Genomic DNA, 13262 nt, shown 5'->3' on the forward strand with positions numbered 1-13262 from the left:
ACTCTCTTATTCTTTTAAAATTAAGAGAGTTTCTACATATAATAAGAAGTTAACGAAGTAAAGCATAGTTATAAAGAAGTCAGAATATTATGATTGTAACGATGTTCTGACTGTAATATAATGAAAACAATCATCATGAATGAACATTCATTTATTTTCACAAGTATTGGAAGGGGGAATGAGAGTGGAAAAACCTTGGCTGCAGAGTTATCCGGATGAAATTCCAGGGACAATTTCTTATGATATTCAGCCACTTCATGGATATTTAGAGAAAATGGCTTCTCGTTATCCAGAAAAGAAAGCGCTTCACTTTTTAGGGAAAGATGTTACATTTTCAGATTTCCATGACAAGGTAAAAAAATTTGCGAATTACCTTCAAAGGCTTGGTATTGAAAAAGGCGATAGAGTTGCGATTATGTTACCGAATTGTCCGCAATCTGTAATTGGTTATTATGGTACTTTGCTTGCGGGGGGGATTGTCGTACAAACGAATCCTCTTTATACAGAAAGAGAGCTTGAGTACCAACTTCATGACTCAGGGGCAAAAGTTATTCTTTGCCTTGATTTAGTGTTTCCGAGAGTTACTAACGTTCAAACTGCAACAAAGCTTGAGCACATTATCGTAACCCGTATTGCAGATTTTTTACCATTTCCTAAAAATTTACTTTATCCATTTGTACAAAAAAAGCAGGCAAATCTTGTTGTGAATGTGTCGGAAAGCGAAACGATTCATCTTTGGAAATCGGTAGAAAGGGAAAGTAGTGCTAATGTTGAAGTTCCATGTGATCCTGAAAATGATCTAGCCCTTTTGCAGTATACAGGGGGAACGACAGGGTTTCCAAAAGGGGTTATGTTAACGCATAAAAACCTCGTTTCGAACACTTTAATGGGAGCGCATTGGTTATATAATTGTAAAGAAGGAGAAGAGGTAATTCTTGGTGTTCTTCCATTTTTTCATGTGTACGGGATGACAGCTGTAATGAATTTAAGTATTATGCAAGGATATAAAATGGTGCTTATTCCGAAGTTTGATATGAAAATGGTTTTTGAAGCAATTAAGAAACATAAAGTTACACTATTTCCAGGAGCACCAACCATTTATATTGCTCTATTAAATAGTCCTCTTTTAAAAGAATATGATATTTCTTCAATTCAGGCTTGTATTAGTGGTTCTGCACCGCTTCCTGTAGAAGTGCAGGAGGAGTTTGAGAGAGTTACAGGTGGTAAATTAGTAGAAGGTTATGGATTAACAGAGTCATCACCAGTTACACATGGGAATTTTTTGTGGGAAAAGCGTGTACCGGGAAGTATTGGGGTACCGTGGCCGGATACAGAGGCAATCATCATGTCACTTGAAACAGGAGAGTCATTACCTCCAGGTGAAATTGGTGAAATTGTTGTAAAGGGCCCACAAATTATGAAAGGGTATTGGAATAAGCCAGAAGAAACGGCAGCTGTACTGCAAGATGGCTGGCTCCATACAGGTGATGTAGGATACATGGATGAGGATGGCTTTTTCTATGTGAAAGATCGTAAGAAAGATATGATCGTTGCTAGTGGTTTTAACGTATATCCTCGTGAAGTAGAAGAAGTGTTATATGAACACGAAAAGGTGCAAGAAGTGGTAACAATCGGTGTTCCTGATCCGTATCGAGGGGAAACTGTAAAAGCGTTTGTTGTTTTGAAAGAAGGCGCTGAGTGTTCTGAAGAAGAATTAGATCAGTTTGCACGTAAATATTTAGCAGCTTACAAAGTTCCGAAGGTATATGAGTTTAGAAGTGAGTTGCCGAAGACGACAGTCGGAAAAATTTTACGCCGTGTCCTAATAGATGAAGAGAAGAGAAAGAATGAGGATGAGCAAACGGGCTAAGGCCCTTTCTTTTTGAAAAAATAGGATTGACACTTTTCTAAATAGTCAGTATTATAAGAATATGAATGACTATTCATTCAGTCATCTTCTTGAAGGGGACAGTAAAGTGAAGAAAAACAGACCGAAATACAATCAGATTATTGATGCAGCAGTCATTGTGATTGCGGAGAATGGATACCATCAAGCGCAAGTTTCTAAAATTGCAAAGCAAGCTGGAGTAGCTGATGGCACGATTTATTTATATTTTAAAAATAAAGAAGATATATTAATATCCTTATTCCAAGAGAAGATGGGAGAATTTGTTGAAACAATTCGTCAAAAAATAGCAGGAATTGAAAGCGCTGTAGCGAAGTTATTCATGTTGGTAGAAACGCACTTCTTGCTGTTGTCACAAAATGATCCTCTTGCTATCGTTACGCAATTAGAACTAAGGCAGTCCAATCAAGACTTGCGCCTTAAAATAAATGAAGTATTAAAAGGCTACTTACAAGTTATGGATGAGATTTTAGAGACAGGTATAAAGCAAGGTGAGTTTCAGGCGGATTTAAATGTTCGCGTGGCAAGACAAATGATCTTTGGAACAGTAGATGAAGTTGTGACCAATTGGGTAATGAGCGATCATAAGTATGATCTGGTCGCACTTTCAAAAACGGTACACGGGCTACTTATTGCAGCTTGTGGTTATCGTCAATAATGGGAGGGATCATGTTGAAATTCCTATCTGTAAAAGTTGAAGATTATATCGCGGTGGCGACGTTAAATCATGCTCCAGCTAATGCGATGTCTTCACAAGTTATGCATGACGTTACTGAATTAATCGATCAAGTGGAAAAGGATGATAACATTCGTGTTGTTGTTCTACATGGTGAAGGACGCTTCTTCTCAGCGGGGGCAGATATTAAAGAATTTACATCTGTTACTGAAGCGAAGCAAGCAACAGAGTTAGCACAGCTTGGACAAGTTACGTTTGAGCGTGTTGAAAAATGTTCAAAACCAGTTATTGCGGCAATTCATGGAGCGGCACTTGGCGGTGGCCTTGAGTTTGCTATGTCTTGCCACATGCGCTTTGTAACTGAAAGTACAAAGCTTGGTTTACCTGAATTAACACTTGGATTAATTCCTGGTTTTGCAGGTACACAACGCTTACCACGTTATGTTGGTAAAGCGAAAGCTTGTGAAATGATGTTAACAAGCACACCAATTACTGGTGCAGAAGCATTGCAATGGGGACTTGTTAACGGAGTGTTTTCTGAAGAATCCATTTTAGAAGATACGCTTAAAATTGCAAAACAGATTGCTGGAAAAAGCCCAGCAACAACTCGTGCTGTGCTAGAGTTATTACAGACGACAAAATCGTCTCATTATTATGAAGGTGTACAGCGTGAATCACAGATTTTTGGTGAAGTATTTACGAGTGAAGATGGAAGAGAAGGTGTAGCAGCGTTTTTAGAAAAACGTAAGCCTTCATTTAGTGGTAGGTAGTCCAATTATTTTTTTAATAAAAATTAACAGAATTTTAAAATTGATAGAATCTTTCTGAAAAATAAGGGGGTAAATGGAATGAACATCTACGTACTCATGAAACGAACATTTGATACAGAAGAAAAAATCGTAATTAAAAACGGTGCAATTTACGATGGCGAAGCGGAATTCATCATCAACCCTTACGATGAATATGCGATTGAAGAAGCGATTCAAGTAAGAGATGCACAAGGTGGAGAAGTTACTGTTATAACAGTTGGTGGCGAGGATAGTGAAAAAGAACTTCGCACAGCATTAGCGATGGGTTGCGATAAAGCGGTACTAATTAACATTGAAGATGATGTTGAGAATGGTGACCAATTTACAACAGCAAAAGTGCTTGCTGAATATTTAAAAGATAAAGAAATTGACTTAATTTTAGGCGGGAACGTTGCGATTGACGGTGCATCTGGACAAGTTGGTCCACGAGTAGCTGAAGCGTTAAATATCCCATACGTAACGACGATTACGAAGCTTGAAATTGATGGTACAAATGTGAAGATTGAGCGTGATGTTGAAGGGGATACAGAAGTAATTGAATCATCATTACCTCTTCTAGTAACAGCGCAACAAGGTTTAAATGAACCGCGTTACCCATCACTTCCAGGTATTATGAAAGCGAAGAAGAAGCCATTAGAAGAAGTAGAATTAGATGATTTAGATTTAGAAGAAGAAGATGTGGAAGCAAAAACAAAAACAATTGAAATCTATTTGCCTCCTAAGAAAGATGCAGGAAAAGTGTTACAAGGCCAGCTGCAAGATCAAGTAAAAGAACTTGTATCGTTGCTCCACACAGAAGCGAAAGTAATCTAATAAAATACGAAATTATATATGCAGGAGGGAAAATCTATGGCTCGTAAAGTATTAGTAATGGGTGAAGTTCGTGATGGATCGCTACGTAACGTTTCGTTTGAAGCGGTAGCAGCAGCAAAAACAATTGCAGAAGGCGGTGAAGTGGTAGGTCTTCTAGTTGGAGACAGCGTTGCCTCTTTTGCAAATGAATTGATTCATTACGGTGCAGATCGCGTTGTGACAGTTGAAAATGATAAATTAAAATCATATACATCTGATGGTTATGCACAAGCATTTTTAGCTGTATATGCTGAAGAAAATCCAGAAGGCATTGTATTTGGACATACAGCACTTGGTAAAGATTTATCACCAAAATTAGCAGCGAAGCTCGAAGCTGGTTTAATTTCTGACGTAACTGCTTTAGAAATTGAAGGTGGCAATGTTATCTTTACTCGTCCAATCTATTCTGGTAAAGCATTTGAGAAGAAGATTGTAACAGATGGTATATTATTTGCGACAGTGCGCCCAAATAATATCGCAACTCTTGAAAAAGACGAGTCTCGCACAGCTGACGTGTCTTCTATTACAGTAGATGTGAAAGATTTACGTACAATCATTCAAGATGTTGTCCGTAAAACTGCAGAAGGTGTTGATCTTTCTGAAGCGAAAGTTATTATCGCTGGTGGACGCGGTGTGAAGAGTGAAGAAGGATTTAAACCGTTAAAAGAATTAGCTGACGTACTCGGCGGCGCAGTTGGAGCATCACGTGGTGCTTGTGATGCAGAGTACTGTGATTATTCATTACAAATTGGTCAAACGGGTAAAGTTGTTACACCAGACCTATACATTGCATGCGGGATTTCTGGTGCGATTCAGCATTTAGCTGGTATGTCTAATTCAAAAATAATTGTTGCGATTAATAAAGATCCAGAAGCTAGTATCTTCAAAGTAGCTGACTATGGTATCGTCGGTGATCTATTTGAAGTATTACCTCTTTTAACAGAAGAGTTTAAAAAGTTAAAAGTACATTCATGATTTGAGTACCCTTGAGTTCCAAGTGAAGTACCCCTATATATAGAAAAAGGTGAGAGATCCCCTGTCTCTCATCTTTTTAGTATTTCATCCATATTTTTATATAGTATAAAGGAACATTTTTTTGTTACAATACATAACGATACATAATATTCGCCACGTATAAAAGTTAATGATATACTCTTGGTAGAATATACTTGAAGGAGGAAATAAAATGGCAATTATAAATGCAAATGACCAAAGCTTCGCAGCTGAAACTAGCGAAGGTGTTGTATTATTAGATTTCTGGGCGCCTTGGTGCGGACCTTGTAAAATGATCGCTCCTGTATTAGAGGAAATCGATTCAGAGTTAGGCGAGAAAGTAAAAGTAGTAAAAGTGGACGTTGATGAAAACCAAGAAACTGCTCGTCAATTCGAAGTAATGAGCATTCCAGCTCTTTTCGTATTAAAAGACGGTAAAGTGGTTGATCAAGCGTTAGGATATAAACCGAAAGAAGCGTTAGTAGAATTAGTTTCTAAACACTTCTAAAATAAAGAAGCTGCCATTTGGTAGCTTTTTTTATTTTCTTTTTTACAACCTTTCCGTTACAATAAAAGAACGTATGTTGGGTGTTTTGGCATAGTATGTTTTTATGTAAAAATAAAAATGATAAGCATGTTGAAATGGAGGGAGACGAGTGCACGAGCATTTAAAAGAGAAGTTAGCAATTTTGCCCGATCAACCTGGTTGTTATTTAATGAAGGATAAGCAGGGAACGGTTATATACGTCGGAAAAGCAAAGGTACTCAAAAATCGTGTGCGCTCGTACTTTACTGGTTCACATGATGGGAAAACACTCCGGCTTGTTGGAGAAATTGTTGATTTTGAATATATTGTGACTTCCTCAAATTTGGAGGCTCTTATTTTAGAGTTAAATTTAATAAAAAAATATGATCCAAAATATAATATTCAATTAAAAGATGATAAAACATATCCTTTCATTAAAATTACAGCTGAAAAACAGCCGCGCTTACTCATTACGCGAAATGTAAAAAAGGATAAAGGAAAGTACTTTGGGCCTTATCCAAATGCGCAATCGGCACATGAAACAAAGAAATTATTAGATCGTATGTATCCACTTCGTAAATGTTCAAATATGCCAGATAAAGTTTGCTTGTATTATCATATGGGTCAATGTTTAGCACCTTGTGTGAAAGAAGTAACGGATGAGCAAAATAAAGAAATTGTTGATGAAATTATTAAATTCTTAAACGGTGGGCATAAAGAAATTCGTTCAGAATTAGAAACGAAGATGTATGAGGCCTCAGAGAAACTAGAATTTGAACGGGCGAAAGAGTTGCGAGATCAAATTGCTCATATTGATGCAATTATGGAAAAGCAAAAGATGATTATGAGTGACTTAGTGGATCGTGATGTGTTTGGATATGCAGTTGATAAAGGGTGGATGTGTGTTCAAGTTTTCTTCGTTCGAAAAGGAAAGTTAATTGAGCGCGATGTTTCCATGTTCCCGATATATGATGAACCTGAAGAGGGTTTTTTAACTTTTATCGGTCAATTTTATGAAAACAGTAGTCATTTCAAGCCGAAGGAAATTGTTGTTCCAGGAAGTATCGATTCAGAATTAGTAGAGTGCTTTTTAGAAGTTGAAGCGACACAGCCGAAGCGTGGGAAGAAAAAGGATCTTGTGGAATTAGCAAATAAAAATGCAAAAATTGCACTAGAAGAGAAATTTCACTTAATTGAACGTGATGAAGAGCGAACGATTAAAGCTGTAGATCATTTAGGAAAGCAGCTCGGTATTGAAACACCTTATCGTATTGAAGCGTTTGATAATTCAAATATTCAAGGGACAAATCCTGTTTCAGCAATGATTGCTTTTATCGATGGGAAACCAGCGAAGAAAGAATATCGGAAATATAAAATTAAAACAGTCCAAGGGCCAGATGATTACGAGTCTATGAGGGAAGTTGTGAGACGTCGTTATACGAGAGCATTGAAGGAAAATTTACCTTTGCCAGATTTAATAATTATCGATGGGGGAAAAGGACATCTCGGGGCTACAAGTGATGTTCTTGAAAACGAGCTTGGATTATATATTCCAATGGCAGGGCTTGTAAAAGATGAAAAACATAAAACATCACATTTAATCATTGGAGATCCGCCTGAACCTGTGATGCTTGAGAGGAATAGCCAAGAATTTTATTTATTGCAGCGCATTCAAGATGAAGTGCATCGATTTGCAATTACATTCCATCGTCAATTACATGGGAAATCTGTTATTCAATCCGCGTTGGATGAAATTCCGGGAATCGGTGATAAACGAAAAAAGGTATTGCTAAAACATTTTGGTTCATTAAAAAAGATGAAAGAAGCTTCCATATCGGAATTTGTCGAAGCGGGTATGCCGAAAAATGTAGCGGAGACAATTTATACTTATTTAACAGATAAGAAGACGTTGTAGTTTACAACGTCTTCTGTTTTTTGGTATAATTTCTGAAGATTTAAAATAAACACACCTGAATGAATATACAAAAAAGTCAACTAAACTTATATGTCTAGTTGACTGTAGGTAGATGCTACACTTCAATGAGATCTTTTATATCCCATTTAACAAGAAATGTAATAGAGTCTGAACGTTTTTTCTGTTCTTCGTAGGACTCTGCAACGACGTTTCTTTGTCTTTGAATTTGCTCGGCGATAAATCCAGCTTCTAATTGATAAGATGAATGTCTTTTTTGTTTTTGACGCTCAGTAATAAGTGTACCTTTAAGTTGAAATTGCATTTCACGACGTTTATGTTCAATGATGCTTAAAGTACCCCAACCAGCCTTTTCAAAAAACTGAATGACTTCTTCAATTGTTTCTAGTGGATATTTTCTCGCAAGGTTTCTACCGGCCCAGTATAAAATACCATCTAAATCGTTACCAATTAAATCAGGTAGTAATTCTTCACGTAGCAATTCATAAGCGAAGGCGTTCAATGAAACATCTTCTAAAGATGTTATATCGATTGTATTTTTGCTCACAATATTCCCCTCTTTCTATAGGGCTTATTATATAACATTTTTCATTTATAAAAACAGATTTTTCTTAGGGGAAATCTGAATATATAAGAAGAAAAAAAGAATTGGCAAATTATATGCAAATTATGTATACGTTTTCTTGACGCTTCGACAAAAATAGGGGTAAAATGAACTTGGAATCAAATTATGCTGAAATATTTTGAATAATTTTTTCAGTTTTTCTTATGCCAATAGTGAAAAAACATTATTGTTGTAAATTAATCTGAAAACAGCAGTCAAACATTCAAGGGGGTAATGGGGACATGAAAGGCCGCGAGTATACGTTTCGTAAGTGGCACTCATTAATGGGGGTCATCCCGGTTGGTGTCTTTTTGACGCAACATTTAATTGTAAACAACTTTGCAACAAGAGGAGCAGAGGCTTTTAACAAAGCTGCAGGCTTTATGGAGCTCCTTCCATTCCGGTATGCGCTAGAAATCTTTATCATCTTTTTACCTATACTGTACCATGCTATATATGGCTTATATATTGCATTTACAGCTAAGAACAATGCGGTATCTTACGGCTATTTCCGTAACTGGATGTTCGTCTTCCAACGAATTTCAGGTATCGTTACGCTGATCTTCATTTCTTGGCACGTCTGGGAAACTCGTATTCAAGCATTGTTAGGTAAAGAGGTAAACTATGATATGATGGCAGATATTTTAAACAACCCATTTATGTTTGGTTTCTATTTAGTTGGTGTTGTTTCAACAATTTTCCACTTTGCAAATGGACTATGGACATTCTGCATAAGCTGGGGAATTACAGTATCTCCACGTTCACAAAGAATCTCTACTTATGTAACATTAGCTATTTTCTTAGGTCTATCTTATGTAGGTGTGAGTGCATTATTAGCGTTCATCGATCCACAGCTAGCAAACCAGTAAGGAGTGGGAGAGCATGAAAGGGAAACTTATAGTAGTCGGCGGTGGCTTGGCCGGCTTAATGGCAACGATTAAAGCGGCAGAAGCAGGAGTAAATGTGGAACTATTTTCTTTAGTACCAGTAAAACGTTCACATTCTGTATGTGCCCAAGGTGGAATTAACGGTGCCGTAAATACAAAAGGTGAAGGGGATTCTCCATGGATCCACTTTGACGATACAATTTATGGTGGGGACTTCTTAGCGAACCAACCACCAGTTAAAGCGATGTGTGATGCAGCACCTGGTATTATTCATTTAATGGACCGCATGGGTGTTATGTTCAACCGTACGGAAGAAGGACTTCTTGATTTCCGTCGTTTCGGTGGAACACAACATCATCGTACAGCATTTGCTGGCGCAACAACTGGTCAACAATTACTATATGCATTAGATGAGCAAGTACGTCGTCATGAAGTAGCAGGACTTGTAACGAAATATGAAGGTTGGGATTTCTTACGAGCTGTTGTGGATGATGAAGGTGTGTGCCGAGGAATCGTCGCGCAAGACTTACAAACTATGGAGATAAAAAGTTTCCAAGCTGATGCCGTGATTATGGCAACAGGGGGCCCTGGTATCATCTTTGGAAAATCAACAAACTCTATTATTAATACAGGTACAGCAGCGTCTGCTGTATATCAACAAGGTGCATATTATGCGAACGGTGAGTTCATTCAAATCCATCCAACGGCAATTCCTGGAGACGATAAGTTACGTCTTATGAGTGAATCTGCACGTGGTGAAGGTGGACGTGTTTGGACGTATAAAGATGGTAAGCCATGGTACTTCTTAGAAGAAAAATATCCAGCTTACGGAAACCTTGTACCTCGTGATATTGCAACGCGTGAAATCTTTGATGTTTGCGTAGAGCAAAAACTAGGTATTAACGGTGAAAACATGGTGTACTTAGATCTTTCTCATAAAGATCCGAAAGAACTAGATATTAAACTTGGTGGAATTATTGAAATCTATGAGAAATTTACGGGTGATGATCCTCGTAAACTACCAATGAAAATCTTCCCAGCGGTTCACTATTCAATGGGCGGATTATGGGTTGATTATAAACAAATGACAAGTATTCCAGGTTTATTTGCAGCAGGTGAGTGTGATTATTCTATGCACGGTGGTAACCGTCTAGGTGCGAACTCACTATTATCAGCAATTTACGGTGGTATGGTAGCAGGACCGAACGCGATTGAGTATATGAAAGGTCTTTCTAAATCATCTGATGCTGTTTCATCTACTGTATATGAGCAAAATGAATTAATTGAAACAGAGAAATTTAACAATATTTTAACGCTTGATGGTAACGAAAATGCATATGTTCTTCATAAAGAGCTTGGAGAATGGATGACAGATAACGTTACAGTAGTTCGTGAAAATAAAAAGTTACTAGAAACTGATGCGAAAATTGAAGAGTTAATGGGGCGTTACAAACGTATTAACATTAACGATACAGCGAGATGGAGTAACCAAGGTGCTTCATTTACACGCCAACTTGCAAATATGTTCGAGTTAGCACGTGTTATTACAATTGGCGCATATAACCGTAATGAAAGCCGCGGAGCGCATTACAAACCAGAATTCCCAAATCGTGATGATGCAAACTTCTTAAAAACTACGATGGCGAAATTTGAGGGAGAAGGAAATGCACCAGCATTCCATTACGAAGAAGTGGATGTTTCATTAATTAAACCACGTAAACGTGATTATTCCTCAAAACATGATGTAGCTGCTAAGGGTAAAGAGAAGGGGGATAAGCAACATGTCTGAGAAAACAATCCGCCTCATCATTACGAGACAAGATGGACCAGATGCACAAGAGTTTGACCAAGAGTTTGAAATTCCATATCGTCCAAATATGAATATTATTTCGGCACTGATGGAAATTCGTCGTAATCCTGTTGATTCAAAAGGAAACCAGACTACTCCGATTGCATGGGATATGAACTGTTTAGAAGAAGTATGTGGTGCTTGTTCGATGGTGATTAACGGAAAACCACGTCAATCATGTACAGCTCTTATTGACCAGTTAGAACAACCAATTCGCTTAAAGCCGATGAAGACATTCCCGATTGTACGTGACTTACAAGTTGACCGTAGCCGTATGTTTAATGCGTTAAAACGTGTTAAAGCTTGGATTCCAATCGACGGTACGTACGACCTAGGACCAGGTCCAAGAATGCCAGAGAAAAAGCGTCAATGGGCATATGAACTTTCGAAATGTATGACATGTGGTGTTTGCTTAGAGTCATGTCCGAACGTAAACAGTAAGTCTGACTTTATTGGCCCAGCACCGCTTTCACAAGCACGTTTATTCAACTCGCATCCAACTGGTGAAATGCATAAAGCAGATCGCTTGCGTGCAATTATGGGTGATGGAGGACTTGCAAACTGTGGTAACTCTCAAAACTGTGTGCAATCATGTCCGAAAGGTATTCCATTAACAACTTCAATTGCAGCATTAAACCGTGATACAACAATTCAATCGTTCAAAGATTTCTTTGGTAGCGACAATAACTATTAATAAATATTGCCTCTTCATGTTGAAGAGGCAATATTTATAACTTTATATTTCTGTTTATTCTGTTTATTTTAAAGGCGAAAAGGAGAGGGAACGATGAAGAGAATTTCTTATATTGAAGACTTTGAGCAATGGGAAAGTGGTTTTTCATTTTATAATCCTGTCAAAGTTCGTTTTGGTGAAGTAGATATGTTTGGACATGTAAATAATGTCGTTGCTTTTACATATTTTGAAGAAGCTCGTATCGCATTATTTAAAGAACTTGGATTTATGCAAGAATGGACACATGAATCATCAGAAACGATGATCGTTGTTGCAGATTTACAATGCAATTTTATTAAACAAATTTATTTTGATGAGCAGTTGAAAATATATGTAAAGGCAGGAACAGTTGGGAACTCCTCTTTAGATTTACACTATATGGTCAAAAATGCAGAAGGAGAAGTTTGTTTAGTTGGACGCGGTATGATGGTCCAAGCATCGAAAAAAACTGGAAGAGGCGAACCGTGGCCTGAGGAATGGAAGAAATTATTACAATAATAGAATAAAAGAAAAATAAGAGAGCGATTCGCTCTCTTATTTTTTGTCCTTCGTTGCCTCTTCTAATGTTAGATGGTGCTTATATATGTATGCGGCATATGGATTGCCAACGTAGCGTAAGTGCCACGGTTCGTATGAATACTCTGTTGTCTCTGTTTTATCCTCTAAATAACGAATGACAAATCCGAACTCATGGGCATGTTCTGCAACCCATTTTCCTTCTGCTGTCTCTCCGAAGATTGGTTCTAATTGGAATTTAGCAGATTTTGAGCTAATATCCATTGCTAGACCAGTTTGATGCTCGCTTGTTCCAGGAATTGCACTTACCGAATCAGCCTCAGCTTTTCCTTGGCGTTTAATATATGTATTATGTAATGACTGTTGGCGTTTGTAAGAACGGTAACCTGAAACTGCTGTAAGTTTTAAACCTTCTTCTTTCGCTGCTTGGAACATTTTTTCAAGAGCGTCTGCAGCATCTTTGCGAAGTAATGTTTTCTCTTTATCTTTTGGACTAGTAAATGGTACGTTTGGTTTCGTCAAATCTTCTGGAATGTACCCATCTGGTAATTTACGATGTTTATTGACTAATACAAGAGCAGAATCTGGATTTGTTACAACGGAAAAATTATCATCTAGTTTCTTTGCATTATGATCAGCTTTTTGAAAAGCAGGAATCTCTTCTTTTTGGTGGTTATTATGTTTTTGACTTTCGACAGCTTTCGCTTCGTTTTGTAGTGGTGATTTAGAACCAAAGTAAACGAAAGATGTGATACCGATTACAATAGTAGCGGCAGAAATAATTATTATTTTTTTCATGATGCCCTGTAATCACAGTCCTCTCTTAATAAAATATGTATCGTTTTTATTATAGGTCTAGTTTGTTGAAAAAGAAATATAAGAGTCGTAACGTAATAGAAATGCAAAGAAAATGTCAGAAAATGTGTGAAAATGTAGTATTTTTTCATATAATTCATTTCTTATCTTTCATGAAGTTCA

At 37.3% G+C, this 13262-nt stretch carries 13 protein-coding genes; 11 read left to right on the plus strand and 2 right to left on the minus strand.

The window, feature by feature from the left end; translation table 11 throughout:
• The first annotated feature begins 184 nt into the window (after positions 1-184).
• The 7 genes from MKX77_RS01900 (at position 185) to uvrC (ending at position 7677) form a co-directional block, all read left to right on the plus strand.
• Entirely contained in the window at positions 185-1870 is a 1686-nt protein-coding gene (locus MKX77_RS01900; RefSeq protein ID WP_341305674.1) for a long-chain-fatty-acid--CoA ligase, read from the plus strand.
• Positions 1871-1976: 106 nt separating this feature from the next.
• On the plus strand, positions 1977-2564 hold the full coding sequence (locus MKX77_RS01905) for a TetR/AcrR family transcriptional regulator (RefSeq protein WP_012261773.1): 588 nt from the start codon (positions 1977-1979) through the stop codon (positions 2562-2564).
• 11 nt (positions 2565-2575) lie between these two features.
• Positions 2576-3352 carry an enoyl-CoA hydratase gene (locus MKX77_RS01910; protein WP_215554332.1) on the plus strand — a complete coding sequence of 259 codons (777 nt, stop codon included), beginning with the start codon at positions 2576-2578 and terminating at the stop codon, positions 3350-3352.
• A 78-nt stretch (positions 3353-3430) separates the two neighbouring features.
• The gene (etfB, locus tag MKX77_RS01915; protein WP_341305675.1) at positions 3431-4204 is read left to right on the plus strand and encodes an electron transfer flavoprotein subunit beta; all 774 of its coding nucleotides are present in this window, start codon (positions 3431-3433) and stop codon (positions 4202-4204) included.
• Positions 4205-4240: 36 nt separating this feature from the next.
• Entirely contained in the window at positions 4241-5218 is a 978-nt protein-coding gene (gene etfA / locus MKX77_RS01920; protein WP_341305676.1) for an electron transfer flavoprotein subunit alpha, read from the plus strand.
• A gap of 211 nt (positions 5219-5429) precedes the next feature.
• Positions 5430-5744 (plus strand): thioredoxin, encoded by a 315-nt coding sequence (gene trxA, locus MKX77_RS01925; protein WP_000974757.1) that lies wholly within the window; start codon positions 5430-5432, stop codon positions 5742-5744.
• A gap of 148 nt (positions 5745-5892) precedes the next feature.
• Positions 5893-7677 (plus strand): excinuclease ABC subunit C, encoded by a 1785-nt coding sequence (gene uvrC, locus MKX77_RS01930; RefSeq protein ID WP_341305677.1) that lies wholly within the window; start codon positions 5893-5895, stop codon positions 7675-7677.
• 115 nt (positions 7678-7792) lie between these two features.
• On the opposite strand, the gene MKX77_RS01935 is transcribed toward uvrC, so the two are convergent.
• On the minus strand, positions 7793-8242 hold the full coding sequence (locus MKX77_RS01935) for a YslB family protein (RefSeq protein WP_002015405.1): 450 nt from the start codon (positions 8240-8242) through the stop codon (positions 7793-7795).
• A 299-nt stretch (positions 8243-8541) separates the two neighbouring features.
• Between MKX77_RS01935 and sdhC the strand changes: the two genes are divergently transcribed.
• From sdhC to MKX77_RS01955, 4 genes are all read left to right on the plus strand, one after another.
• Positions 8542-9168 carry a succinate dehydrogenase cytochrome B558 gene (gene sdhC, locus MKX77_RS01940; protein WP_002015407.1) on the plus strand — a complete coding sequence of 209 codons (627 nt, stop codon included), beginning with the start codon at positions 8542-8544 and terminating at the stop codon, positions 9166-9168.
• A gap of 13 nt (positions 9169-9181) precedes the next feature.
• Positions 9182-10975, plus strand: a complete 1794-nt coding sequence (sdhA, locus tag MKX77_RS01945; protein ID WP_215554329.1) for a succinate dehydrogenase flavoprotein subunit — start codon at positions 9182-9184, stop codon at positions 10973-10975.
• On the plus strand, positions 10968-11729 hold the full coding sequence (gene sdhB, locus MKX77_RS01950) for a succinate dehydrogenase iron-sulfur subunit (RefSeq protein ID WP_002088861.1): 762 nt from the start codon (positions 10968-10970) through the stop codon (positions 11727-11729). The genes sdhA and sdhB overlap by 8 nt, the downstream gene beginning before the upstream one ends.
• Before the next feature lie 93 nt (positions 11730-11822).
• Positions 11823-12266: an acyl-CoA thioesterase gene (locus MKX77_RS01955; RefSeq protein WP_341305678.1), complete on the plus strand. Its 444-nt coding sequence runs from the start codon at positions 11823-11825 to the stop codon at positions 12264-12266.
• A gap of 36 nt (positions 12267-12302) precedes the next feature.
• On the opposite strand, the gene MKX77_RS01960 is transcribed toward MKX77_RS01955, so the two are convergent.
• Complete coding sequence (locus MKX77_RS01960) at positions 12303-13082, minus strand: M15 family metallopeptidase (RefSeq protein ID WP_341305679.1); 780 nt, start codon at positions 13080-13082, stop codon at positions 12303-12305.
• Positions 13083-13262 lie beyond the last annotated feature (180 nt).

It is taken from the genome of Bacillus sp. FSL R9-9410, assembly GCF_038050385.1.
In the GTDB taxonomy this organism is placed as follows: domain Bacteria; phylum Bacillota; class Bacilli; order Bacillales; family Bacillaceae_G; genus Bacillus_A; species Bacillus_A cereus_U.